This is a genomic window from Bacillus sp. FSL K6-0993 (genome assembly GCF_037977205.1).
Classification (GTDB): Bacteria; Bacillota; Bacilli; order Bacillales; family Bacillaceae; genus Bacillus; species Bacillus subtilis.
In genome coordinates, this window is record NZ_CP150275.1 from 2,431,664 (window position 1) to 2,455,930 (window position 24,267).

The 24,267-nt window shown below is 42.3% G+C and carries 30 protein-coding genes and 1 riboswitch; of the genes, 9 read left to right on the plus strand and 21 right to left on the minus strand.

Annotated elements, in window-relative coordinates; genetic code table 11:
- Nucleotides 1-11 precede the first annotated feature (11 nt).
- The 3 genes from papA to MHH79_RS12610 form a co-directional block, all read right to left on the minus strand.
- Nucleotides 12-1,073 (minus strand): aminopeptidase PapA, encoded by a 1,062-nt coding sequence (gene papA / locus MHH79_RS12600; protein ID WP_063335286.1) that lies wholly within the window; start codon nt 1,071-1,073, stop codon nt 12-14.
- Nucleotides 1,070-1,516: a type II 3-dehydroquinate dehydratase gene (gene aroQ, locus MHH79_RS12605; protein WP_015384075.1), complete on the minus strand. Its 447-nt coding sequence runs from the start codon at nt 1,514-1,516 to the stop codon at nt 1,070-1,072. Before aroQ ends, papA begins: the two co-directional genes overlap by 4 nt.
- Nucleotides 1,517-1,602: 86 nt before the next feature.
- On the minus strand, nt 1,603-2,139 hold the full coding sequence (locus MHH79_RS12610; RefSeq protein ID WP_003230222.1) for a YqhR family membrane protein: 537 nt from the start codon (nt 2,137-2,139) through the stop codon (nt 1,603-1,605).
- Between the two features lie 226 nt (nt 2,140-2,365).
- Here MHH79_RS12610 and MHH79_RS12615 point away from each other — a divergent pair, with 226 nt between their 5' ends.
- Together MHH79_RS12615 and MHH79_RS12620 are read left to right on the plus strand one after the other, a co-directional pair.
- On the plus strand, nt 2,366-3,322 hold the full coding sequence (locus MHH79_RS12615; RefSeq protein ID WP_340034556.1) for a DUF1385 domain-containing protein: 957 nt from the start codon (nt 2,366-2,368) through the stop codon (nt 3,320-3,322).
- Between the two features lie 39 nt (nt 3,323-3,361).
- Entirely contained in the window at nt 3,362-3,757 is a 396-nt protein-coding gene (locus MHH79_RS12620) for an SA1362 family protein (protein ID WP_003226367.1), read from the plus strand.
- On the opposite strand, the gene MHH79_RS12625 is transcribed toward MHH79_RS12620, so the two are convergent.
- The 3 genes from MHH79_RS12625 to lipM form a co-directional block, all read right to left on the minus strand.
- Nucleotides 3,754-4,629: a patatin-like phospholipase family protein gene (locus MHH79_RS12625; protein ID WP_003230220.1), complete on the minus strand. Its 876-nt coding sequence runs from the start codon at nt 4,627-4,629 to the stop codon at nt 3,754-3,756. The genes MHH79_RS12620 and MHH79_RS12625 overlap by 4 nt on opposite strands.
- A 125-nt stretch (nt 4,630-4,754) precedes the next feature.
- Nucleotides 4,755-5,183, minus strand: coding sequence for a transcriptional regulator MntR (gene mntR / locus MHH79_RS12630; RefSeq protein ID WP_003236923.1), 429 nt, complete (start codon nt 5,181-5,183; stop codon nt 4,755-4,757).
- Nucleotides 5,184-5,282: 99 nt separating this feature from the next.
- Nucleotides 5,283-6,119, minus strand: a complete 837-nt coding sequence (gene lipM, locus MHH79_RS12635) for an octanoyltransferase LipM (RefSeq protein ID WP_063335287.1) — start codon at nt 6,117-6,119, stop codon at nt 5,283-5,285.
- Nucleotides 6,120-6,309: 190 nt separating this feature from the next.
- Here lipM and MHH79_RS12640 point away from each other — a divergent pair, with 190 nt between their 5' ends.
- Entirely contained in the window at nt 6,310-6,690 is a 381-nt protein-coding gene (locus tag MHH79_RS12640; protein WP_004398485.1) for a rhodanese-like domain-containing protein, read from the plus strand.
- A gap of 34 nt (nt 6,691-6,724) precedes the next feature.
- Here the strand turns inward: MHH79_RS12640 and gcvPB are convergent, their stop codons facing one another.
- Genes gcvPB through gcvT form a run of 3 tightly spaced genes read right to left on the minus strand, consistent with a single transcriptional unit; the run spans nt 6,725 to nt 10,648 of the window.
- Complete coding sequence (gene gcvPB / locus MHH79_RS12645) at nt 6,725-8,191, minus strand: aminomethyl-transferring glycine dehydrogenase subunit GcvPB (RefSeq protein ID WP_063335288.1); 1,467 nt, start codon at nt 8,189-8,191, stop codon at nt 6,725-6,727.
- Nucleotides 8,184-9,530 carry an aminomethyl-transferring glycine dehydrogenase subunit GcvPA gene (gene gcvPA, locus MHH79_RS12650; protein WP_029317920.1) on the minus strand — a complete coding sequence of 449 codons (1,347 nt, stop codon included), beginning with the start codon at nt 9,528-9,530 and terminating at the stop codon, nt 8,184-8,186. Before gcvPA ends, gcvPB begins: the two co-directional genes overlap by 8 nt.
- 29 nt (nt 9,531-9,559) lie before the next feature.
- A complete protein-coding gene (gcvT, locus tag MHH79_RS12655; RefSeq protein WP_063335289.1) occupies nt 9,560-10,648 on the minus strand; it encodes a glycine cleavage system aminomethyltransferase GcvT in 1,089 nt (362 codons plus the stop codon).
- A 171-nt stretch (nt 10,649-10,819) separates the two neighbouring features.
- A riboswitch (glycine riboswitch) is annotated at nt 10,820-10,921 on the minus strand.
- Between the two features lie 168 nt (nt 10,922-11,089).
- On the opposite strand from gcvT, the gene MHH79_RS12660 reads away from it, so the two are divergent.
- The 4 genes from MHH79_RS12660 to sinR all read left to right on the plus strand — a co-directional run bounded on the left by MHH79_RS12660 (nt 11,090) and on the right by sinR (nt 14,303).
- Nucleotides 11,090-12,763, plus strand: a complete 1,674-nt coding sequence (locus MHH79_RS12660; RefSeq protein WP_047182869.1) for an SNF2-related protein — start codon at nt 11,090-11,092, stop codon at nt 12,761-12,763.
- 20 nt (nt 12,764-12,783) lie between these two features.
- Nucleotides 12,784-13,578, plus strand: a complete 795-nt coding sequence (locus tag MHH79_RS12665; protein WP_003230200.1) for a YqhG family protein — start codon at nt 12,784-12,786, stop codon at nt 13,576-13,578.
- A 182-nt stretch (nt 13,579-13,760) separates the two neighbouring features.
- Nucleotides 13,761-13,934 (plus strand): anti-repressor SinI family protein, encoded by a 174-nt coding sequence (locus MHH79_RS12670; RefSeq protein ID WP_003230187.1) that lies wholly within the window; start codon nt 13,761-13,763, stop codon nt 13,932-13,934.
- Between the two features lie 33 nt (nt 13,935-13,967).
- Nucleotides 13,968-14,303, plus strand: coding sequence for a transcriptional regulator SinR (sinR, locus tag MHH79_RS12675; protein ID WP_003226345.1), 336 nt, complete (start codon nt 13,968-13,970; stop codon nt 14,301-14,303).
- Nucleotides 14,304-14,395: 92 nt separating this feature from the next.
- On the opposite strand, the gene tasA is transcribed toward sinR, so the two are convergent.
- The 3 genes from tasA to tapA all read right to left on the minus strand — a co-directional run bounded on the left by tasA (nt 14,396) and on the right by tapA (nt 16,562).
- Complete coding sequence (gene tasA / locus MHH79_RS12680) at nt 14,396-15,181, minus strand: biofilm matrix protein TasA (protein WP_003230183.1); 786 nt, start codon at nt 15,179-15,181, stop codon at nt 14,396-14,398.
- A gap of 63 nt (nt 15,182-15,244) precedes the next feature.
- Nucleotides 15,245-15,817: a signal peptidase I gene (locus MHH79_RS12685; RefSeq protein WP_080030740.1), complete on the minus strand. Its 573-nt coding sequence runs from the start codon at nt 15,815-15,817 to the stop codon at nt 15,245-15,247.
- Nucleotides 15,801-16,562 carry an amyloid fiber anchoring/assembly protein TapA gene (gene tapA, locus MHH79_RS12690; RefSeq protein WP_063335290.1) on the minus strand — a complete coding sequence of 254 codons (762 nt, stop codon included), beginning with the start codon at nt 16,560-16,562 and terminating at the stop codon, nt 15,801-15,803. The genes MHH79_RS12685 and tapA overlap by 17 nt, the downstream gene beginning before the upstream one ends.
- A 269-nt stretch (nt 16,563-16,831) precedes the next feature.
- Here tapA and MHH79_RS12695 point away from each other — a divergent pair, with 269 nt between their 5' ends.
- On the plus strand, nt 16,832-17,158 hold the full coding sequence (locus tag MHH79_RS12695) for a YqzG/YhdC family protein (protein WP_047183570.1): 327 nt from the start codon (nt 16,832-16,834) through the stop codon (nt 17,156-17,158).
- A gap of 41 nt (nt 17,159-17,199) precedes the next feature.
- Here MHH79_RS12695 and MHH79_RS12700 read toward each other — a convergent pair whose 3' ends face one another.
- From MHH79_RS12700 to corA, 9 genes are all read right to left on the minus strand, one after another.
- Nucleotides 17,200-17,379 carry a YqzE family protein gene (locus tag MHH79_RS12700; RefSeq protein WP_003230176.1) on the minus strand — a complete coding sequence of 60 codons (180 nt, stop codon included), beginning with the start codon at nt 17,377-17,379 and terminating at the stop codon, nt 17,200-17,202.
- A gap of 71 nt (nt 17,380-17,450) precedes the next feature.
- Nucleotides 17,451-17,825 (minus strand): ComG operon protein ComGG, encoded by a 375-nt coding sequence (gene comGG, locus MHH79_RS12705; RefSeq protein ID WP_014480253.1) that lies wholly within the window; start codon nt 17,823-17,825, stop codon nt 17,451-17,453.
- Complete coding sequence (gene comGF, locus MHH79_RS12710) at nt 17,826-18,209, minus strand: ComG operon protein ComGF (protein ID WP_063335292.1); 384 nt, start codon at nt 18,207-18,209, stop codon at nt 17,826-17,828.
- A gap of 25 nt (nt 18,210-18,234) precedes the next feature.
- Nucleotides 18,235-18,582 carry a ComG operon protein 5 gene (gene comGE, locus MHH79_RS12715; protein ID WP_063335293.1) on the minus strand — a complete coding sequence of 116 codons (348 nt, stop codon included), beginning with the start codon at nt 18,580-18,582 and terminating at the stop codon, nt 18,235-18,237.
- Complete coding sequence (comGD, locus tag MHH79_RS12720) at nt 18,566-18,997, minus strand: comG operon protein ComGD (protein ID WP_015384089.1); 432 nt, start codon at nt 18,995-18,997, stop codon at nt 18,566-18,568. The genes comGE and comGD overlap by 17 nt, the downstream gene beginning before the upstream one ends.
- The gene (gene comGC, locus MHH79_RS12725) at nt 18,987-19,283 is read right to left on the minus strand and encodes a comG operon protein ComGC (protein ID WP_014477332.1); all 297 of its coding nucleotides are present in this window, start codon (nt 19,281-19,283) and stop codon (nt 18,987-18,989) included. Before comGC ends, comGD begins: the two co-directional genes overlap by 11 nt.
- A 13-nt stretch (nt 19,284-19,296) precedes the next feature.
- On the minus strand, nt 19,297-20,334 hold the full coding sequence (comGB, locus tag MHH79_RS12730; RefSeq protein WP_047182873.1) for a comG operon protein ComGB: 1,038 nt from the start codon (nt 20,332-20,334) through the stop codon (nt 19,297-19,299).
- The gene (gene comGA, locus MHH79_RS12735) at nt 20,321-21,391 is read right to left on the minus strand and encodes a competence protein ComGA (protein WP_015483431.1); all 1,071 of its coding nucleotides are present in this window, start codon (nt 21,389-21,391) and stop codon (nt 20,321-20,323) included. Before comGA ends, comGB begins: the two co-directional genes overlap by 14 nt.
- Before the next feature lie 409 nt (nt 21,392-21,800).
- Entirely contained in the window at nt 21,801-22,754 is a 954-nt protein-coding gene (gene corA / locus MHH79_RS12740; protein ID WP_015483432.1) for a magnesium transporter CorA, read from the minus strand.
- A 142-nt stretch (nt 22,755-22,896) separates the two neighbouring features.
- On the opposite strand from corA, the gene MHH79_RS12745 reads away from it, so the two are divergent.
- Nucleotides 22,897-24,225 carry a hemolysin family protein gene (locus tag MHH79_RS12745; RefSeq protein WP_003230150.1) on the plus strand — a complete coding sequence of 443 codons (1,329 nt, stop codon included), beginning with the start codon at nt 22,897-22,899 and terminating at the stop codon, nt 24,223-24,225.
- Nucleotides 24,226-24,267: the final 42 nt, after the last annotated feature.

The window sequence follows — 24,267 nt, forward strand, 5'->3', positions numbered from 1 at the left end:
CTATATTCCAATCACAAAATAATAAGTTCTTTTGGGGAATGGGTGATTGTCCGGTTGCCGTTTTCTGTAATCACGATGTCATCTTCAATGCGGACACCGCCTGTTTCTGGTATGTAAATGCCCGGCTCCACTGTGACCACCATACCCGGTTCAAGGATAGCTGAAGATCTGACGGATAATCCCGGCGATTCATGAACTTCCATGCCGAGCCCGTGCCCGGTTGAATGGCCGAAATAGTCACCGTAGCCTTTTGCAGCAATATGATCCCTTGTGAGGGCGTCAGCCTCTTTTCCTGTCATTCCCGGCTTAATATGTGCGACGCCGAGCGCCTGAGCATCAAATACAACCTGATAGATCTCCTTCAATTGATCACTGGGCTGACCTACAGCGACCGTCCGGGTAATATCAGAACAATATCCTTTATAATAAGCGCCAAAATCAAGCGTAACAAGGTCTCCGCTTTCAATCAGTTTGTCACTGGCCACACCGTGCGGAAGGCTTGAACGAAGGCCTGAGGCGACAATCATATCAAAAGAAGAGCTGTCTGCTCCCTGGCTTCTCATATAAAACTCCAGCTCATTGGCAACAGCGATTTCAGAAATGCCGGGTTTCATAAACGTCAAGATATGTCTGAAGGCATCATCTGCAATCTTCGCAGCTTCCTCTAATATCTTAATCTCTTCACTAGACTTAATCAAGCGCAACTTTTCCACGGATTCAGCCACAGGCACTAATTCGGCATCACTGATAACGGCGCTGTATGAAGCGTAAGTGCCATATGTCAAGCTGTTCTGTTCAAAGCCGAGACGCTTGATGCCAAACGATTTAACAGTGTCGGCAGTGGTCTGAATCAGGCTGCCGCCATGTTCAATGATCTCAAAACCCTTTACCTGAACCTTCGCCTGCTCAGTATAACGAAAATCCGTAATAAACGCTGCTTTGTCACCCGATATAACAGCCAAACCCGCTGAACCTGTAAACCCTGTCATATAGCGTACATTCGTGCTGCTTGTAATCAGCATGCCGTCAATTCCCAGCTGTCCAAACAGGTTTCTTAATTTCTCTAGCTTCATCTTGATTCTCCCCCTTGCTGGCTTAATAAGTAGCGAACAGCAAGCTTGTAGCCTTCAGCTCCAAGACCGACAATCTGCCCTTTCGCAACAGGAGCGATAACCGACTGATGCCTGAATTCTTCCCTGGCGTATAAGTTTGATAAATGCACCTCTACCACAGGAAGACTGATACTTGAAACAGCATCCCTGATCGCATAGCTGTAATGACTCAGGGCGCCAGGGTTCAGAACAATCCCGCTGTATTGCTCCTCAGCCTCATGTATCGCATCTATCAAATCACCTTCGTGATTAGACTGGAAGAAAGTGAGCTGGATATGTAAGGCTTCAGCAAACTGAAAAAGATCTGTTTCAATATCGGTCAGTGTCTGGCGGCCGAATACTTCAGGCTCACGCTTCCCCAGCCGGTTAACATTCGGTCCGTTCAAAATCAAAAAATGAGGCACATAATCTCTCCTTTTCGCGAGGGTTTCTCATGTAAAAAATGTTCACTTCTCGTGAACATTTTATCATACTGGAAAAGGATTATACACTATTCTCTATGCATTCCCAGCGCACGTGCAAGCTTTTCCGAATTCAGCTCATTGTATTCAAATGAAATGGAATACCCGACAAACAGCCCGTAAAGCAAATAAATGCAAATGGTCGTAATAATTGTATCTGATGTCAGTTCGGTCACCGTGCGCACATCTGGAAAAATCGGATTAAAAACAAAAAACACGAGCAGCCACAGCACCAAGCCGTATAAAATACCCGGCCACATTGTTTTTAAACGTTTCAATAGAAGAAAATAAAGAAACGCTGCGCCAATTGAAATTACTCCAATCAAAATGATGCTGATTACCGTTCCCAGCCCATGTTTTTTCCACTCTCCGAGCACAAACGGCTGCAATATCATATTCGGGCTGATTTCGGAAAAATGGAACAAATATGCGATATAAGCAACGAAACTCCAAAGTACGCCTCCGCAAAAACCTGTTGCCGCCACCCTGCCGGCCATTGAAACAGGCGGCTTTTGCTTCTCATTCAATTCTTCATTTTGTTCTGTATCTTTTTCGCTTGTCATCATGGCACCTCCAGTTAAAGTGTGCCCAAAAAATGAAATGTCAATAAAAAAGCTCACACTTTTTGACAGCTGCGAGTAAAATTTGAAAATAACGGGTATAATGCATGTAGAAAAAGCAAGGCTATGGCAATTTTTTCAGCCTGTCAATCTAGAGGTTTAGCGCTGTTTCCTGTACAATAGAGTGAAAGGAAATGGTTAGCAATCCTAAAGAAATAGGCAGGTTGATAATATGTCAAAACATAAAGTTCCGCCCGCTTACGGCGGGCAGGCTGTTGTGGAAGGCGTTATGTTTGGCGGAAAGCATCATTACGTTACAGCCATCAGAAGAACGGATGGAAGCATTGACTTTTTTAAGCTTCCACGCAAACACAACCCGAAACTGAACATCGTGAAAAAGATACCGTTTTTACGGGGGATCGCGGCCATTATCGAAGCGAGTGCAAACGGCACAAAGCATTTGAATTTTTCAAGCGAACGTTACGGACTCGATCCATCTGAAGACGAGACACTTGAGCAGGAAGAAAAAAAATCCTCCGGGCTGTCTATGTATCTCAGCCTCGCAGTTATAGGCGTCCTATCATTTTTGTTCAGTAAATTCGTATTTACATTGGTTCCAGTTTTCTTAGCGGAACTGACAAGGCCGATTTTTTCCTCGGACACAGCGCAAATCGCGGTTGAAAGCCTGTTTAAGTTGATTTTGCTGCTCGGTTACATCTATTTTTTGTCCATGACACCGCTTATTAAAAGAGTGTTTCAATATCATGGAGCCGAACATAAAGTCATAAACTGTTATGAACAGAATTTGCCAATTGCTGTGGAGAATGTCCAAAACCAATCTCGGCTTCATTACCGCTGCGGATCAAGCTTTATTTTATTTACGATTATTGTCGGCATGTTTGTTTATTTACTCGTTCCGACAGATCCGCTTTGGCTGCGTGTTATAGATCGTGTCGCACTGATACCGGTCGTGCTTGGTATATCCTTTGAAGTTCTGCAGCTGACAAACAAAGTGCGTGACATTCCCGGTCTGAAATTACTTGGATACCCGGGTCTTTGGCTTCAGCTGTTAACCACAAAGGAACCTAAGGATGAACAGGTTGAAGTTGCCATCGAAAGCTTTAACGAACTTCTCAGACTCGAAGCATTGTCTGAGCAAAATCAGAAGCCTTCTCACAACGTCATCTAAAATCCGTTGCCCTGCTATTACTTTCGGAGGTGGACAGTTATGAATCATCGTGTACAACCTATTATTGCTGTATTAATTGCGCTGGGAGCGTTCGGTTTCCTCTATGTGCTGGTAACCAATCCCGGAGAAATGGCAAAAATGGCGGTAACCGTCATCGTGGCAGGTATCATTATTTATTTTATTGTGAAATATGTAATGAATCGAAATGCGGGCAGCGAAGGAGCAGCCTTCAAAAAAGCGGCGAAACAATCGCGGCGCCGGATGAAAGAACAAAAAGCAAAACACCGCGCCGGACATAAGGGACGTGTCAGCCACCTGCGAAGCGTTCCGAGCGCCAGCAAGCCTAAGCCGATGATTCTCAAGAAAAAAAGCCAGACTCAGCTGACTGTTATAGAAGGGAAAAAAAATAAAAAGAAAAACAGAGCGCTTTTTTAATAGGTCCACTGCTTTAAAAACAGCTCTGTCCGTCTTTTACCTAGCTCAATCAGGGCTAGTTTTTTTTGTTGTGTTAAATGAAAATCAGTGGCCATTACGTCATCGACAGGGAGAAAAATAATATTTTGTTCATAGCGTGACGCAATGTGCCTTGCGTCATGAGCATCCTTCATCGTTTCAAACAGGGCGCCGAACAATTCAAAAGCGTTGCGGATATTTTTTTTCGGACGCTCTCTTTCACGCGGCGCAAGCGTGACACCGATCACAGGGCGCTTTCTTTCCTTTGAAAACAGCCAGATTGGAAAATTGCTTAACACGCCTCCGTCGACAACCGTGGCGGTGCCTGTGTCCGTTTTTAATTTTATCGGTTCAAAGAAATATGGAATGCTGCAGCTCATTCTGACCGCTCTGGCAACCGGGAACATATCAGGATTTAACCCGTAACGGGCCAAATCGTCCGGCAAAACAATCATGGTGCCGTTTGTCAGATCAGAAGCAATAAGGCGTAGAGACCCTTTCTGCAAATCGCCGAAAACCCTTATGCCTTTCGCTCTTAACAGATCAGCAATCCATTTTTCTATCGTATCGCCTTTGTATAAGCCAAGACGCCAATAGATGGACACCCACTGGAGCATCTTTAAGGGGAGAAATGAGTACCTCTGGTCCAGCAATTTCTCTCCGTCCACTTCTTCAATTAAAGCGTGGATTTCCTTACTGGTGTAACCTGACGCAATGAAAGCGGCAATAATGGCGCCGGCGCTTGTACCCGCAACTCTTTTAAAGCGGAAGCCTTTTTCCTCAAGCACTTCATAAGCGCCTGCGAGCGCAATGCCTTTTACTCCTCCGCCGGAAAACACACCGTCAATATACATCTCATTCCCTCCCCCTCCATCCGATCGTTTATTACCATTTTAAGAAAACACGCGAAGAAATAGACCAACGAATGACGGGTGGCGTCAGCGTATCAAAAAAGACGGCCTCCTTCGAGACCGCCTTTTTACTGATTATGATGTTCTGTTTTCTTTTGGATTGATTTCAGATCTTTTTTACGGGCATCATCTTCTTCAAAATATTGAACAAGATCCCCGATGCGATCAATACTGTTCCAGCTTAAATGATGTTCGATTCCTTCGACATCGTTATATATTTTCTCTTCATCAACACCAATGATTCTTAAAAACTGCTCAAGCAATTCATGTCTGTATACCAGCCGTTTGCCTATTTTTTTCCCTTTAGACGTTAACACGAGACCGCGATATTTTTCATAAATTAAATATTCGTCTTTATCTAGTTTTTGAACCATTTTTGTTACAGAGGAGGGATGGACTGCCAATGCTTCCGCGATATCGGAAACTCGTGCATATCCTTTTTCTTCAATCAGCATATAAATCTGTTCAATATAATCTTCCATACTTGGTGTTGTCATCGAAACCCTCCCAAAAAGCACCTTAACTTTATAAACCATTACAAGTTTACACTAATGAACTTGAAAAAACAAGGATGCTCCGCGGGTCAAAAGCCCTGTTTAGCGCTTATAATTCCATTCATCTGAAGCGTACTTTGTTTCAGCCAAGTGATGAACAAAATCAAACTCTTCCTGAGAAAGTTCATATGGCTCCAAATGAATGTTAAGACCTGTTTCAAATCCTTCTTTAAAGGCTTGACGAGCCTCATCCATCGTCACCCGCTTTTCAGTGAGTTCATTAATGGCAACAGCTTTATTTTTGAAATTGCGCTGCATCCGTTCTCTTACTCTTTCACTCGGATATAAGAACAGATCAAACAGCTTATCCTCATCCAAATCAAGCAGAATGGAGCCATGCTGAAGAATCACGCCTTTTTGTCTCGTTTGCGCGCTTCCCGCCACCTTGCGCCCCTCAACCACTAGCTCATACCACGAAGGCGCGTCAAAACAAACAGATGACCGCGGATTTTTTAAGCTTTCTTTTTCTTTTTCAGTTCTCGGGATGGCAAAGTAAGCGTCCAGACCGAGATTTCTAAAGCCTTGAAGTATGCCTTCTGAAATAACCCGGTAAGCCTCAGTAACAGTCGCCGGCATCTCGGGGTGCTCTTCCGAAACAATTACGCTGTATGTCAGTTCCTGATCGTGCAGCACACCTCTCCCGCCGGTCGGGCGTCTGACGAATCCGAGATTATATTTATGTACTGCTTCAAAATTGATTTCCTTTTTAATATTTTGAAAATACCCTACAGAAAGTGTCGCCGGATTCCAGCCGTAAAAACGGATAACCGGGGGGATTTTCTTTTCGCTGTGCCAATATAAAAGCGCTTCATCAAGCGCCATATTGAATGCAGGACTTGCATTGCCTGAGTCTATAAACCGCCAAGTTTCTTTTTGCATTTTAAGACCTTCCTTACCGTTTTAATAGAATCAGTTTATCAAACTGTCGGGAAAATGAAAAATATTTTAGTTCCATTATAGATGACAATCACGCTGTGCTTTACTATAATAGAATTTGTCGAAAACGGCTCTATGACCTTGTTTTATGAAGCAGGGTTTTGATTTTATATGCTAAAGGAGTAGAATCACATTGTCTAATATGATCGTTTTGATTATTTTTGCTGCGTTTATCATCTATATGATTGCTTCATATGTCTATCAGCAGCGAATTATGAAAACACTTACCGAAGAAGAATTCCGCGCGGGTTACCGCAAAGCGCAGCTTATTGACGTTCGTGAGCCAAATGAGTTTGAGGGCGGACATATTTTAGGCGCCCGCAACATCCCGCTTTCCCAGCTGAAACAGAGAAAAAATGAGATCCGTACGGACAAGCCTGTTTACCTGTACTGCCAAAACAGTGTCCGCAGCGGACGCGCGGCACAAACCCTGCGCAAAAACGGCTGCACTGAGATTTACAACCTAAAAGGCGGCTTTAAAAAATGGGGCGGAAAGATTAAAGCGAAGAAATAAAGCAAACAGCTGTCTGGTAGACAGCTGTTTTTATTTATCTTTCTACCGCCTCGTATCTGAGCACCGGGTGTCTCGCCGCTTTTGTTTCATCCATTCTTTTTACAATCGTTGTATGCGGGGCCTCCTGAACAAGCTCCGGATTCTCCTCCGCTTCTTTTGCGATTTGAATCATAGCATCAATAAACGCGTCCAGTGTTTCCTTTGATTCGGTCTCTGTCGGTTCGATCATGATGCATTCTTCAACATTAAGCGGGAAATAAATCGTGGGCGGATGATAGCCGAAATCAAGCAGCCGTTTTGCAATATCAAGCGTACGCACTCCCAGCTTTTTCTGCCGCTTCCCTGATAATACAAATTCATGCTTGCAATGGCGGTCAAACGGAAGATCGTAATAAGGCGCGAGCTTTCTCATCATATAGTTGGCGTTTAACACTGCGTTCTCAGTAACAGCCTTTAATCCATCAGGCCCCATGGAGCGAATATACGTATACGCTCTCACATTAATGCCAAAGTTGCCGTAATACGGCTTCACACGGCCGATCGCATGAGGGCGGTCATAATCAAACGTAAAGCGCCCTTCTTTTTTGACTAAAACTGGCTTTGGCAAATAAGGAATCAGATCTTGTTTTACGCCGACAGGGCCTGAGCCGGGGCCTCCGCCGCCATGAGGGCCTGTGAATGTTTTATGCAGGTTGAGGTGCACCACGTCAAATCCCATATCTCCAGGTCTCGCTTTGCTTAAAACGGCATTTAAATTAGCGCCGTCATAATACAGTTTCCCCCCCGCTTGGTGTACAATTTCCGCCATCTCTGTAATCTGCTCCTCAAACAAGCCGAGCGTGTTCGGATTCGTCAGCATAAGAGCTGCAGTTTCTTCATTCACTGCTCTTTTTAAATCCTCTAAATCAACAAGCCCATTTTCATTCGATTTCACCGTAACGGTTTCAAAGCCTGCTACTGTCGCTGATGCAGGATTCGTCCCGTGCGCGGAATCAGGGACAATGACCTTCGTCCGCTTGAAATCTCCGCGAGCTTCATGATAGGCACGGATCATCATCAGCCCCGTCCATTCGCCGTGCGCTCCGGCAGCAGGCTGAAGCGTAACCTCATCCATTCCCGTTATTTCTTCAAGGTGCTTGCTTAAATCATATAAAAGCTCTAATGCGCCTTGCACCGTGTCTTCATCCTGAAGGGGATGAATCGCAGCAAAACCAGGTATACGCGCGATTTTTTCATTGATTTTCGGATTGTATTTCATCGTGCAAGAACCGAGAGGATAAAAGCCGGAATCCACCCCGTGATTGCGTTTGGACAGCGCTGTATAATGGCGCATGATGTCCAGCTCTGAAACCTCCGGCAGCGCTGCGTCTTCGTCACGAATATAGGTGTCTGACAAGAGGTGCCCCAATTCGATTTCCGGTACATCGAGCTCCGGCAGACTATAGCCGATTCGGCCTTCTCTTGAAAGTTCAAAAATAAGTGCCTGGTCCTGATTACTCATGGCGATCCCCCAATTCCTGAATGAGTGCGTCAATTTCTTCTTTTGTTCTCAGCTCCGTTACAGCAATCAGCATATGGCAGTCCAGCTCCGGATACGTCAGCCCAAGATCATATCCGCCAATCATGCCTTTTGCCAGCAAACGCTTGTTCACAGCTCTCACCGGCTCATCCAATTTGATGACAAATTCATTAAACATCGGCCCGTCAAACATAACGGTAAGGCCTGCTTTTTTTGCTTCTTGCTTTGCATAGTTGGCTTTTAAGAGATTTTGGCGGGCTATATCTTTTACGCCGTTTTTTCCGAGAGCAGTCATGGCCACTGATGCTGCCAGTGCATTTAAAGCTTGGTTCGAGCATATATTTGATGTTGCTTTATCCCGGCGGATATGCTGCTCCCTGGCTTGCAGGGTAAGCACAAAGCCTCTTTTTCCGTTTTCGTCTTCCGTTTGTCCGACGAGACGGCCCGGCACCTTTCTCATTAATTTTTTAGTAACGGCAAAAAAGCCGCAATGCGGGCCGCCGTATGCTGAAGGAATGCCGAAAGGCTGCGCATCACCGACGACGATATCAGACTGAAACTTGCCCGGCGGAGTGAGAAGACCTAGCGCCAGCGGGTTGGCTGAAACAATAAACATGGATTTCCCTTGATGAGCGATAGGCTCAATATCCTTTAGCGGCTCGATCCGGCCGAAAAAATTCGGGTACTGAACGATCACTGCGGCTGTGTTCTCGCAAACGGTTTGGCGCAATGCATCAAGATCCGTAACGCCATCCGCAGCGGGTACTTCAACAACATCAATATACTGACCTTTTGCGTACGTTTTCAGCACCTCTCGCGATTCAGGATGCACGGTTTTTGACACAACGATTTTTTTCTTTTTCGTGTGGCCTGAAGCAAGCATTGCTGCTTCTGCCAAGGCTGTTCCGCCGTCATACATCGAGGAGTTGGCGATATCCATGCCTGTCAGTTCACAGATCATCGTTTGGAATTCAAAAATAGCCTGGAGCTCTCCTTGTGAAATCTCTGGCTGATAAGGCGTATATGCGGTATAAAACTCAGAGCGCGAAATGACATGATCCACAATGACAGGCTGATAGTGGTCATATACACCCGCTCCTAAGAAAGAAGCGTATTGAACGGTATCACGATTTTTAGAGGCCAGCTTTGTCAGTTCTCTTGTTAATTCTGTTTCTGATTTCGCTTTTTTGATTTGATACTCTTTTTTATATTTGACGTTTTCCGGTATATCAGCAAATAAATCATCGATGCTGCTTACGCCGATAGTGGCAAGCATCTCCTGTTTATCCTTTTCTGTTGCGGGCAAATAACGGTGCTTCATGTGTTGTCTCCTCTCTCCAAGAAAAAATATTAGCGTTTATAAAATGGTGTTTTGACAACCTTTGCTTTCACTAATTTTTTGCGAATCTCTACATCTACAACAGTCCCGATCTCACTCGTTTCCGAATCAATTAAGGCAAGGCCGACGTTTTTCCCTAATGTCGGTGACTGCGTGCCGGTTGTCACCTTTCCGACAGACCTGCCATTTTGGAAAACCTCATATCCGTGCCGCGGTATCCCTTTTTCAATCATTTCGAGACCGACAAGTTTGCGCTTCGCTCCGTTTTCTTTTTGTTCACTCAATACTGACTTACCGAAAAAGTCAGACTCCTTTTTGTGCTTTACAGCAAAGCCTATACCTGCTTCAATCGGTGTAATATCCCGGGTCAGCTCCTGACCGTAGAGCGGGAGCTTCGCTTCAAACCGGAGTGTATCACGTGCACCGAGACCGCATGGAATCAATCCGTATGCATCCCCTGCATCGATGATTTTTTCCCAAATATGCATAGCATCATCACTGCGGCAATAAATTTCATACCCGTCTTCTCCCGTATAGCCAGTGCGTGAAATAAGTGCTTTGCGGCCGCTGATATCGGCTTCATCAATAAACGCAAACGGCTTTAATGCAGACACATCTGCATCTGTCAGATTTTTCAAGATCACTTCTGCTTTCGGTCCCTGTACAGCCAAGAGCGCGATTTGGTCTGACTGATTGTCAATCTGCACATCACCTGCTGCATGTTCTTTCATCCAAGCCAAGTCTTTATCTATATTAGAAGCATTAATGACAAGCAGATAGCGGTTCTCTCCTTTTTGATAGATAAGCAAATCATCGACGGTTCCGCCATCCGGGTAACACATCGCTGTATATTGAGCACGGCCTGGCGTTAACGCGGAAACATCATTTGTCATCAATCTTTGCAAAAAAGACAGACAGTCGTTCCCTGACACTTCGACTTCTCCCATATGAGATACATCAAACAAACCGGCTGCAGTTCGGACAGCCTCGTGTTCTTTTTTTATAGAAGAAAATTGAACAGGAAGCTCCCAGCCTCCGAAATCAATCGTTTTTCCTCCATATTCCTTATACAGGTCAAATAACGGCGTTCTTTTCAGCATCTAATTCCTCCCCTTTTTCAACGGCGCAGCTAAAAAACATACAAAAAAGGACAGAGAAACACCTCATGTAAAATGAAGGTTCTCTGTCCTGGCACCTGAAAGTTTACTTTGCATACGCAAAGACGTCCCCTTTGGTGGTTTGCGCATCCGCACAAACACTCTCCAGAGTTGCGTCGAGCAAGAGTTCTTTTGCCTGAGAGATTCACTCCGCAGTTTGCTCCTTCGGCGCCTGTATCCCGAGGTTTTCGGTCAGGTCTCTCCCCTTGCTGTCATTCGCTCATATTTTCATGCTGTTATGGACATACTATAGCAATATCTTACATCAAATACATACTCATATCCTACCATCATCACTATATGCTGGGCAACAGCAATTTGGGCAGATTTTTCTTATATTATTCATCTTAAGAATCGAAGAATAAGAAAGGCGGTTTCAAAGCAATGAATACAGAAATGATCTACGATGCAAAATGGCCTGAAGAATTTGCTGAAAGACTGAAAAACGATGGCCCTTGGGCAAACTGGGAACTGTACAAGCTCTCTGCAGAAATCCAGAAAACATTAGCAATTCCAGAGTTTGAAGGCTTACGGGCTCCTTTATATCTGCCTTCCTTTACGCCGCTCCCCCACCAGCTTGAAGTGGCGCAAAAAGTGGTTGAAAAAATGAACGGGAAAGCAATTTTAGCAGATGAGGTTGGTCTCGGGAAAACGGTTGAAGCAGGACTGATTCTAAAAGAATATATGATTCGAGGGTTAGCAAAAAAAATTTTGATCCTTGTGCCCGCTTCCCTTGTGTCACAATGGGTCAAAGAGCTTCAGGAAAAATTTTTGATTCCGGCTGTTGAACAAAAGAAAAGCTATGTGTGGGAGCAATGCGATATTGTCGTCTCATCAATAGACACCGCGAAGCGTTCGCCCCATCGAGAAATCGTTCTGTCTATCCCATATGATCTTGTCATTATTGATGAGGCACACAAACTGAAAAATAGCAAAACGAAGAACTATGAATTTGTCCGGAATCTCGTAAAAAAATATTGCCTGCTTCTTACCGCGACGCCAATCCAGAACCGTATCGAAGAGATTTTCAATTTGGTGTCCTTATTAAAACCCGGCCATTTAGGCAGTCAGAATCACTTTCAGGAGGAGTTCGCCAAGAAGAAATCCAGTTTAGAAGCGCATGAACATTTAAAAGATCTTGTGAATAAAGTCATGATCCGTAACAGGCGGCATGATACAGGGCTGAATTGGAAACAGCGCCATGTTGAAACAGTGCCGATTCAATTTTCTCCATCAGAGCAGGCGCTTTATGATGAAATTTCTCGCTTGAAGGAAAGTATCAATAAACCAGCCAGCATGTTCTCGATTATGACCTTGCAAAGAGAATGCTGTTCGAGCAGAGAAGCGGTGTATATGACGCTGAAAAAGATGCTTGATCAAAAAGAGAAACAAGCACCTGCCATTGATGAGGATACGATTTCAGTTTTAATAGATCGCATCAATCAAGTGACACAAAACTCTAAAGCGCTTCAAGTTGTTGACTTGATCAAAAAGATCGACGATAAGGTCATCATTTTTACAGAATACCGTGCAACCCAGATTTATCTGCAGTGGTTTCTTCAGCAAAACGGCATCAGTTCTGTGCCGTTTAGAGGCGGATTTAAACGTGGAAAAAAAGACTGGATGAAGGATCTTTTCCGCGGAAAAATCCAAGTCCTTATTGCAACTGAAGCAGGCGGTGAGGGGATTAACCTGCAATTTTGCAATCACATGATCAACTATGACCTGCCATGGAACCCGATGCGACTTGAGCAAAGAATCGGAAGAATTCACAGACTCGGGCAGGAGCGTGACGTGCATATTTATAACATGGCGACAAAACATACGGTGGAAGAGCATATTCTAAAGCTTTTATATGAAAAAATTCATTTGTTTGAAAAAGTGGTCGGTGAACTTGATGATATTTTAACGAAAATTCAAGTGAACAATTTTGAAGAGCACCTTCATGACATTTTGTATCACTCAGCAACAGAAGAAGAAATGAAAATAAAAATGGATAACTTAACCTCATTTTTGTCTTATAAAAAACAGCTGCCTGCTGAAAAAAGAGGATCTTAGCCTGTAAGGAGGTTTTATTAGTGAGACAGCAAGAGGTTCACGATTTTCTGCTGCGTTTTTTTCAAGCAAACAGCTGCCAAATCGTCGATCAAGGCTTAGGCTATATGACAGTGCAGCTTACAGTTGAAATGGACAAACAAATCATGAACCGCCCTTTCTACTGGCATTGGCGCGAGAAGACAGGCGGTGATCCGAATCCAATGAAAATCACTTTTATTACAGATAAAGAAAATGCACCAAAAGACCTAGATGGTGAATTTATATATTTTGGGGCCCCGCGTCTTTTTCAAATATTTAAAGCTGTTAAACAAAATGGGAGATTTACCAGAATGTATGAGAAAATTGAATCAGCCGGAGCTAAAGTCCCACTTCAGCCTTGGCTTGGTATAAATGTCACGATTTCATACCAGTCCGACATGAAAAAGGATAAGTTATTGTCACTAGGTCTTCACCTAGTCTCTGGAACGATAATTGAAGATTTTCAAAGCAAGCTGACCCAGTTTTCACTGACGTCTCAAATATGTGACTATTGCTTCACCATTTCACCTATGATCAAACCAGAAAGCGGACTTAAGCGTATGGAAAACTATATTTCCAAATCCGCTATGCAGGAGCCGTCCGACTGGGCGGAACAGGCGGTTAACAGGTGGAAGAATGATATGACATTGCTTGATAAGTTTTACGAGCATATAGAAGAAAAACCAGAAGAATACCATCTAGAAAAACAGGCGCTGAAAACCTTGTATCAACCAAAGATATCAGTTGAAATTGAAAATGGCGGATTGTTTTATCTGCAAAATAATATTTCAAGCTAACTTTTTTACCATTCGACATCATTCTCGTTTTTTTTGAGAAAATACGATTATAATAAAGGTATATTGGAAAAAAATTCTGGCGATTTAATGGCAAATGACTTCCAGAGACTAATGAAGCATACAATAAGTCATGGCCGGACTGGCTGAAATACATAAACAAGTATTTTAGGAGGAGAAACTGCATGAAGAATGCAAAACAAGAGCACTTTGAATTGGATCAAGAATGGGTTGAATTAATGGTGGAAGCCAAAGAGGCAAATATCAGCCCGGAAGAAATACGAAAATATTTACTTTTAAACAAAAAGTCTGCTCATCCTGGTCCGGCAGCCAGAAGTCATACCGTAAATCCTTTCTGAATGTGCTATAATATCACAAGGAAGGTGATGACATTGATTGGCCAGCGTATTAAACAATACCGTAAAGAAAAAGGCTACTCACTATCAGAACTAGCTGAAAAAGCTGGGGTAGCGAAGTCTTATTTAAGCTCAATAGAACGAAATCTACAAACGAACCCCTCCATTCAATTTCTCGAAAAAGTCTCCGCTGTTCTGGACGTCTCGGTTCATACTTTGCTCGATGAGAAACATGAAACCGAATACGATGGTCAATTAGATAGTGAATGGGAGAAATTGGTTCGCGATGCGATGACATCCGGGGTATCGAAAAAACAATTTCGTGAATTTTTAGATTATCAAAAATGGAGAAAATCTCAAAAAGAGGAGTAGTGCCTGAGCAGAGGCACTAACTCCTCTTTTGTCAATAAACATCGAGACGGCCCAGTATATGAATACTGGGCCGTCTCTTTTTATTGCTGTTATTAATTTTTATCCTCGCTGTGCGCTTTTTCATTTTCTTTCACATAACCGTCTTTATCAGTATGGTCCTTTTTGATTGTCAAGCCGTTCCACTGTGTAGCTTCGAACGAGAATTGAAGCTTAATGGAGTTGCCTTGATATTTATTTTGAACCATAAGCCCATTTTCATCTTTTGTTTTATCATCTTTGAATTGGATTTCCATTTGAACCTGATCGAAGTCAGTTGGTGTTTTTGGAACACCATCATATTCAGGAGCGGTTTTACCGTCAATTGTTGCTACATTGACTTTACCGCTTGCATTTAAGAATTTAGGGTCAATTTGTTTTTTGATTTTTTCAGTAGCCGCTGCATCATTTTTAGCAGACATCAAATACAAGTCTTTAAGGTTGGCATCATCTAAAATAATGTTTTTCGGGTAACCATTGCCGCCCTCTTTTCCAACTGTCAACAATGTCACTTCAAACTGGCTGAGGAAATCTTCTGGAGATGTATTGCTGCCGCCGTTTGCTTTAAAATCTCCATAATTAAGCGCCATTAAAACTTCTTTGATCGCAAGTGATCCGTTATTTTCAAATTGGAAATCCTTTGTCAACTTATCTCCCGGCTTTAGATTTGATAAGTTCACACTCGCTGAATTCTCTTTAGCAGATAAATCAAGCGTACCTGATGCAAAAGTAGCATCCTTTGATTTAATGTCGTTAAATGCTGCCCATGTTCCTCCTCCAACTAAAGCTAATCCTAGTGCTGCAGAAGCAACTCCTAAACTCAATTTCTTTTTCATACCCATGGTAAACTCCCCTTTTATTGAATGGTTTTATATCGAAACCTGTTGCCAGGTTTACAACTGAAGTTAAGTAGACATGGTGCTGTCCTTTGTATCTGTTTCCAAGGCTTTTGTCTTTCTTTCAATTTCTCTAATGGCGCTGCTGATCGTCACAAAAGCGTACACTAACAGCATCACGCCGGGAACAATCAATAATACAGCCGTTCCAATCGGCTGGCTGGCAAAATGAAGCATATAGCCTGCATATGGAAGCTGAAAACCTGTGTATTGCGCGCGAACATTTTCGTCCGATACAGGGGCTGAATCAGCTGCTGCATTATTATCACCTTTTGTTTTAAATAACAAATGGTCTTCTTGCTTTGTTATGTCAACTATTCTGTGGGTGACCGCCGTATTTGCATCCTGCATAAATGTAATAACGTCACCTTTTTGGAGCTCTTTCACATCAGCGATTTCTTTTACCAATATTAAGGAACCTGTATTGAACTCCGGCTCCATCGAACCTGACAGAACTGATTTCAGCGTATACCCAAACACCGCCGGCTCTCCCCCGGATGAACGTGTTGAAATCACGACAAGTGTCAGCACAATAATAAGAGTAAAGATGATCACGTATAAAATATTACTGATCAGCTTCATTGCTTTTTTCATCCTCTTCCCCGCTTTCCTTCTGGTCTGATTGAGTTTCATTTTCTTTGGTTACAGCTTCTTGAGATGTTTCTTCTTTCATTGTTTTTTCCTGTATATCCTTTTGTGTTGTTTCATTCTCCTTTTTGACGTCCGACTTTGTTTCTTTTTTAGGGACTGTCGGTTTTTCATCGCATTTTGCAAGCGTCATAGGCTCCGACCACTCAAATGTACTGCCGTTTACCAGGTAGCCTGCCGGTTTATATACTTTAAATGCATAAATGCCGGGTTTCATTTTTTTCTTCGTCTCAATTTTATAAAGTGAATCGCCAATTTGATTGGAGACAAATCCTTTTTCGATCACGTTCCCATCCTCTAACGGTTTGCGGGCATTTTTAAGCTTATGAAGCTCCCACTTCCACTTTGATTTCTTAAGTTTCTCACCTGTATTTTCGAGCACAGCAAATAAGGCGAAAGGTGAGCATACAGTGCCCTTCGTATCTGTTTGATCTGATATGTACAAATCACTTTGATCCCAGCGTTTATCATAATGGCAGTTTTTATCTGTATGCTGAAAGTCTTTACACGTTTGAAGTGAGACATCAAATGTTTCAATATCATGAAAAGCAGCGCTTGTATCATCGGAAAATTGTAAGCATATTGCGGCAGTCAGACTGAAAATGACTGAAAGCTGAAAGATAAGCAGAACTTTCAGTTGCGTCTTCGTCTTTTGCTGATTGTGAAACAATCGAAACATATCTTACCTCCTGTAAAACACTGTAACTTGATATGACAGTCGTTCTCTTTAAAGAACCGCACAAGTAGAGTATAATCAACGATTTATAGATTTTAAAACACCGAAATCGCTCATTTTGTTCGTTTAAAAGAATGTTTTCGTCATATTACAAAGTCTTGCTCAGTATTGCTCATCTTTTCATTTTTTGAAATTTTTGGGATTGTTATGTGAGAATTTAAATGCATATCCCATTATTATTTGGTAATAATAAACAAAGAAAGGGTGACAGCATGATGATCAAACAATGTGTGATTTGTCTATCTCTTCTCGTCTTTGGCACCACAGCCGCTCACGCAGAAGAAATACCGCTTGTAACCGCCCGCCACATGTCCAAATGGGAAGAGATTGCTGTAAAAGAAGCAAAAAAAAGGTACCCGCTCGCACAGGTACTGTTCAAACAAAAAGTATGGGACCGTAAAAGAAAAGATGAAGCAGTGAAGCAATACCATTTAACTCTGAGGGAAGGGTCAAAAGAATTCGGCGTTTTTGTGACGATTTCATTTGATCCTTATAGCCAAAAGGTCAATAAAATTGCCATATTAGAAGAATATCAATAAGGTCCTCCATTTTTTGAAGGACCTTATTCGTTTATTTGCGGTTATTTTTTCCGTTTCAGCCAAAGTCGGAAGCCATAGGGTAAAATACCGAACCACTGCTGGGAAACAGGCGTTTTTGTTTCTTTCCGCACCTCTTTTCGTTCTTTTCGCTCATCTCTCGGAGTATCTATATATTTGACAAATTGCTGCGTCATATATTTAACATAATCATTCGTTTTCACGTGATCACCTCATCATTCAATTATTATGAAGTGTTGTCTCACATGACTTTTTTTATACCCTTTACACTGTTTTATTCTGTCCATCTCAGCAGTTTTTTCTGTTTTTGATCAAACACGATCTGTGCAGTTCTTTCTGTTCCCGACTCCGTTGACACTCTTAAGTTGATTTCTTTTTGTTCTTTTATCGATGTATCATGAATGTAATAAGAAACCCGTCCATATGGAAATTGCTGCGTACCCTCCTGGCCTTTCCGTTCCTCTAGAACATGCCGAATCGAAAGAAGCACCCCATTTTGAAGTAAATTCTCTCCTATGTATAACTCTTTTGTTTCCTTCTCAAACATGCAGCGTGAAATATATTGAGCAGCAGCAAAGTTCACGATTAACAGCACAAGCGCTGACACAAAAAGAACAGCTGGATAAATAAACCCTCTTGTACGGTACATTCACCCCCCTCCTAAATACGAATAGACTGGAAAAGCAGTTTGATACACTTTTTGGTCCTCACTCTCAATTTTCAGCAAAACAACACCATTTTCAAAATCAGCTTTCATGGCAGTAATATGATCTAAAATCGGAACATGCCCTTTGCCATCAACTCTTTTTCTTATCATTGAATGATAAATGTCAAAACGGATGTCCTGCCCGGAAAGATTGGTGCAGATTAACACGCTCCCATCCTCGGCTGTCTTAACTGCCTGTGACTCCTTGCATTCATTCATCATCTGTTCTATCGAAATCATCCATTCTTGCTGTGTGAAACCGTCATGTTCCTGCTGTCGAGACAAAAACAGATGGAAAATCGCAGCTAACGATCCTGATATGAGCAAAAAGACTGAGAGCGAAAATAATACGTTAAGAAGCGTGTAGCCATTCTGTCTGCAAAATGCTGAGGCAAAATGATTTTTCTTTATAAGCTGCGGCTTTGATACATACGTTTTGATATTCGCCCTCCTCCTCCCACTTCATTGCATAGATATGATTGTTCTTTGTAATCGTTTTTGACGCGGCTCCTTCACCACTCATGACATATTTGCTAATGCTCTCATTCATCATCTGATAGCCAATTTCTCGTGATTCCGCCATTTTTTCATCAGACATCAGCTTGTCCCACAAGGGGACGACTGTCAGCAGCACAAACAGCCACAGGCTTAGCGCTGACATTGTTTCTATTGTAGAAAAACCTTTATTTTCTCTCCACATTGACTCTCCCGCTCCCTAGATAAACTGTTATGTCATAAACGGCATGGCCATTTACTCGTATTTTTCCGCCTGCATTCGGGTGCCCTTTCTCATTAAATTCCAAACGGTCTTTTAATGTCAGCAGTTCTATAGAAAGTCCCGTTGCATACGGGCGTTCTATGACCGTATCACCAATGACTAATTGATATTCTTTTTTATGAAAGAGAATTTTTGTTCTTTGTTGACGGGAAATAGCAGTCTGCTGTGTGAGCATAATATCATTTTTCAGCTGCCTTGCTGCCTGTCGGACAGCTGTATTGTCATAAGCAGGAGGAAGTGTAGTGAAGACGGCCACCAGGAGGATAGAGGCAAGGCTTAACACAAGCAAACTTTCTAAAAGGGTAAACCCCTCCTCCTCGTTTAATTTAATGTTCAACCTTAACTTCTCCACCGGTGATGATAATGTGCTTCCCATTTGGACAGACAGCATCCTTTTTCACATAACCCTCTGACTGTAAATCGGCAAGGCTCGGAGTTTGTCCTTCATGATCAAGCTCAAATGCGGTCATTTGTGCCTTAACCATGTTTTGTAGGCCTTCACAGCCCTTTTTTTGAATGGTTTGATTATGTTTCGTGACGTTCGGTATCGTAATTAAAAGCAAGATCGAAATAATAAAGAGCACAATTAACATTTCAACAAGTGTAAATCCTTTCTCATTCATCAGCCTCTTCCTTTCACATTTGATTCATCATCTGATACATAGGCACAAGCATAGATAAATACACAAGTAAGATCATCGCTGCAACAAATCCATAAATCATCGGCTGAAGGATGCCTGTCCATTTTTGCGCTTTGTGTTCCAGCCGCTGCAATATGAACTGGCTGTATGTGAAAAGCTCTCGATCCAATCGGCCGCTCAGCTGGCCGTGAGATATGACTTTTGAAAAATCAACTTCATAAAAAGGGCTTCCACAAATAGCGGCTTCAATTGACTCACCGGCTTTTAGCCGTTCAATCAATTGTTCAGCCTCGCAGCGGTAGAAAGGGAGAAACGTTTGATGTTTAAATGCATTAAGGCTGTCATAAATTGAGAGGCCCGATTTTAAAAGGCTGCTTAGCTGCAAAGAAAAAAAGTAGCTGTTAAACAGCTTGACAAGCTTTCCAATCAAAGGAATCCTGACACAAATCAGCATTTGCCGGGCAGGTGATTTTTTCTTAAACACAAGCCAATAATAAATCCCGATACCTGCTGTAAAAAGAGCCAACAAAATGATCACAAGATCAATATGCTGAAAAAAAGCAAAAAGCATATCGGTTGAACGTGAGGTTTCCATATTCATCGATTGATAGATACCGGAAAACTGAGGAATGATGATGGACTGTAACATATAAAACATGACAGCGACCGTAAAAATGAGGAAAAGCGGATAGCGCAGCACTCTTTTCAGCTGGTCTGACTGTGCAATTTTTCGTTCCAGCAGCTCTCCGCTCTGGATCATGGAAGCGGGCAGTTCACCATGTGTTTCAGCAAAATAACAAATACCTACGGCTTCCTTATGAAATGACAAACTCTTTAGTACTTGATAAAACGGAGCCCCTTCCCTCAAACAAGTGACCGTATCAGTCAAGTCAGCAGCCTGCCTCTTATTCATCTGAAGTTCCATCAGGCGTAATCCATCCAGAAGCGTATATCCGCCCGCAGTCATTTCACCAAGCCGCTTTAATAACCTGGCTTGATCCTTTAACGACCAGACTTTTCTAATCTTTTTCATGATAAACCCACCGATCATAGTTGTTTGTCGTTATATAGCCGAGCGCAATTCCTTTTCTGATAATTTGACGAAGCGTTTGATATTGGTAATTTGCATGATTTCCTTTTGCCTCCTGGATACATTGCTGAAGATTTTTCCCGTAAAGAAGCTCATAAACGCTAGCTCTCCTGGTATTTCGTGACTGGCGGCAATACACTGATGAACATCCGTTTTCACAAAACGGGCAAGCCAAATCAACTAAGCGCTGAGCCGCTATTGCAATGACAGTCTGTTCGATTTCATTCATATTGATACCGAATTCAAGCAGTCTGTAAATTGCGCCCTTTGCGTCTCTCGTATGAAGGCTCGTCAGTACCAGATGTCCCGTCATCGCTGCCCGCACCGCAATTTCAGCTGTTTCCGCGTCTCTAATCTCACCTAAAATAATCATATCGGGATCATGGCGCAAAATTGCTTTCAGACCTGCGGAATAGGTTACACCGGCTTTTTCATTCACCTGAACCTGAAGAACATCTTCGTCCCTTGTTTCAACAGGGTCCTCTAATGTGACAATATTTCGATTAAAGTGTTTTTTTGCATATTGAACGAGAGAGTATAATGTGGTAGTCTTCCCTGAACCAGTCGGCCCGGTAAAAATGAGCATGCCATGGGAATGTTTTAAAAACGAGAGTAATGTGGCTCCTGTCTTTGGAAATAGCGACAATTTATCAATCGAAGGGATATTGTATTGGGGCATCACTCTGATCACGAGGCTTTCTTCATTAATTGTGGGCAGCGTTGACATTCTTAAATGAACATTTCCCTCTTTCAGCTTTAACGTAAGCGAACCGTTTTGCGGCTTTCGCCTTTCACCTATATCCATTGCTGAAAGAAATTTAAAATGTGAAATCAGCCTTACGCACTCTTCTTTTTTCATGTCCCTTTTTTTCAGCAAGGCATGATCGACACGAAAATGAATGATAGCGTCCCGCTCCCTCGGCACGATGTGAATATCAGAAGCCTTTGTTAGATATGCCTCTTCAATCAAGTTTTTGCTTACCTTTTCTATTGAATCCAATTTGATTCCCTCTCCTTTCAACGCATATTGTAGAAAAAGAAGAAACGGTAATCAAACAGGGAAAACGTGATTTTGTGAGATGTTATATGCTGAAAAACCAATTCTTTCTGGCAAGAAAAAAACTTTCAACTGAATGTGCCCCTTTCATTACAATTTTCCCAATAATAAAAAAGCAGACATGGTCACCATGCCTGCTTGATTCCATTTTCATTATGCTGTTTTCGCTTTTTGACCAGTATCTTTTTCAACGGAAAGGTCGCCTAATGCAACAATACCGGTCATTTGGTCATTTTCAAGAATCGATAAACTGTGGATTTAATGCTCTGCCATAAGCGCCTTGACATCGTATCCGGTCACCCTGATATGTCTGGTGAAAAAGCGGGGCACGCTGCACAAAATATGAAACATCCTATAGAGTCCGCCTTTTTCGAGGTTTCTTTTTCTTCTTCCGTTCCTGCAGCATATCTCCCGTCCAGCCTTTTTTCCTCAAATAGAGGTAGATCAGAACTGTAGATGTGACAATCAATAAGAGAGAAAAGAGATATCCGTATTTCCAATTCAGTTCCGGCATCACTGAAAAGTTCATCCCCCATAAGGCACCCAGAGCTGTAATCGGCGTAAAAAGCGTCGTGAAAATGGTCAGTGCTTTTACAATTTCATTCCCCCTATGTGAGGTAATGACTTCCTCTGAATGCAGCAGATTGTTAAGCTCTCCTTCAAATTCGCTGATGTATGTAAATCCCCTGTCAATTTTCAGTTGTGTCCGCTGATAATCCTTTTTCTCTTCATTTTGAGGTAAAAAGGTTTCTTTCAACGCCATTTCAATTTTTTTAGCGCTTAATATCAAGTTTTTCCAAATCATCAGTTCATGGCGCAGGAGATGGACGCGGTTTAAAATGCTTTTGCTATTGTCGTCTTTAATCTGCCATCTAAGCTTTCTCAGCTTTACTTCAAATTCATCAACACCGATTAAATACGCATTCATTAGCTCGCCGAGAAGAATTAAAAACCCCTCTATCGCATTGTCCGCTCTTTCCATTTGCCGGACAACTTCTTTTCCTTTAATCTCTCTCAAAATCGAAAAGTCAAAGTTGATTGTAAAAAAATATTGTCTGGTGATATAAAAGTGAAAAACAGTATGGTCTTTTTCTTCACCAAGCCCCTGATCATAAACAATCGACCCAAATACCGCTTCATTTTCCGTCTCAGTTGTATCTACTCTCAAAAAATTAACGTGATGGTTATTTTCAAACCACTTTTCACACTGAGGCCAGTGAGAAAAATGGATTAGATCCCTTGCCTTACTTCTTTCTTGAGGCCCCATTTGGTACCAAAACCAATCCTTTCCTGTATGTGCCTTCATGTCAAGATCCTCCAAACTTTTGTTCTTTATTCTTTAATTGCCCAATAACCGCGTCACTAAACCAGTCTGCCGCTTCAACACATGTTTTATGAGCATTTTCAGGTGGTATGGAATGTAGAAAGACATCGGAAAAGGGAGGTGCATGCCTTCCTTGGAGAAGGCAGTTGTTTTGGAATTTGTCAATTTACTAGCAGTCGCTATTCTCATTTTGTTAACAGGATTTTTTGTTGCCGTAGAATTTTCAATCGTAAAAGTGCGGCGGTCCAAAATTGATCAGCTTGTCGCAAAAGGAAAGAAAGGTGCTAAAGCGGCAAAGCATGTCATCACTCACCTTGATGAATATTTATCAGCCTGTCAGTTAGGCATCACAGTCGCAGCTTTAGGACTGGGATGGCTTGGGGAACCGACTGTGCAAACTCTGCTTCGACCGCTTTTTCATAAAGCAGGCTTAAATGAATCGCTTACCCACCTGCTTTCACTCGTCATCGCATTTTTAGCGGTTACGTATTTAAATGTCGTTATTGGGGAACTGGCGCCAAAGAGTTTCGCCATTCAAAAAGCAGAAAGCATTACCTTGTTGTTCGCTAAACCGCTTATTTGGTTTTATAAGATCATGTTTCCATTCATTTGGCTGTTGAACCACTCTGCCCGATTGATTACAGGAGTGTTTGGGCTGAAGCCGGCATCAGAGCATGAGCTGGCTTATACAGAGGAAGAACTTCGGGTCCTATTGGCTGAAAGCTATAAAAGCGGCGAGATCAGAAAAAGTGAATTAAAGTACATGAATAATATCTTCACCTTTGATAAACGAATGGCAAAGGAAATTATGGTGCCGCGAAATGAAATGGTTAGTTTGTCACTAGATGAAGACTCCATTTCAAATCTTCAGGAAACAGTCAAGCAAACAAAATATACCCGGTACCCGGTTGTAAGAGAGGATAAAGATAACGTCATTGGCGTGATTAATATGAAAGAAGTGCTGTTTTCCATGCTGACGAAAGATTTTTCAATCAAGAAGCATCAAATTGAACCTTTCGTACAGCCCGTTATCCATGTCATTGAGACGATTCCTATTTATAAACTATTGCTGAAAATGCAAAAGGAACGCACTCATATGGCGATCCTCATAGATGAATATGGCGGGACGTCCGGTTTGGTCACTGTCGAAGATATTATCGAGGAAATTGTAGGAGAAATCCGTGATGAATTTGATGCGGATGAAGTGCCTCATATCCGCGAACTTGGAAAGGATCACTACTTGTTAAATGCAAAATTATTAATCAGCGATGTTAACAGCCTGCTTGGAACCGATTTATCAGACGCAGAAGTAGACACCTTGGGCGGCTGGTTTTTGACACAAAACATAGACGCTGAGCCTGAAAGTACCATAGAATATGATGGCTACTCTTTTAAGGTAAAAGACATCAACAGCCATCACATTTTATTTATAGAAGTTAAAAAAGCTGAATAGCCCGTGAAAGGCTGTTCAGCTGCTATCTTTCAAGATAAACAT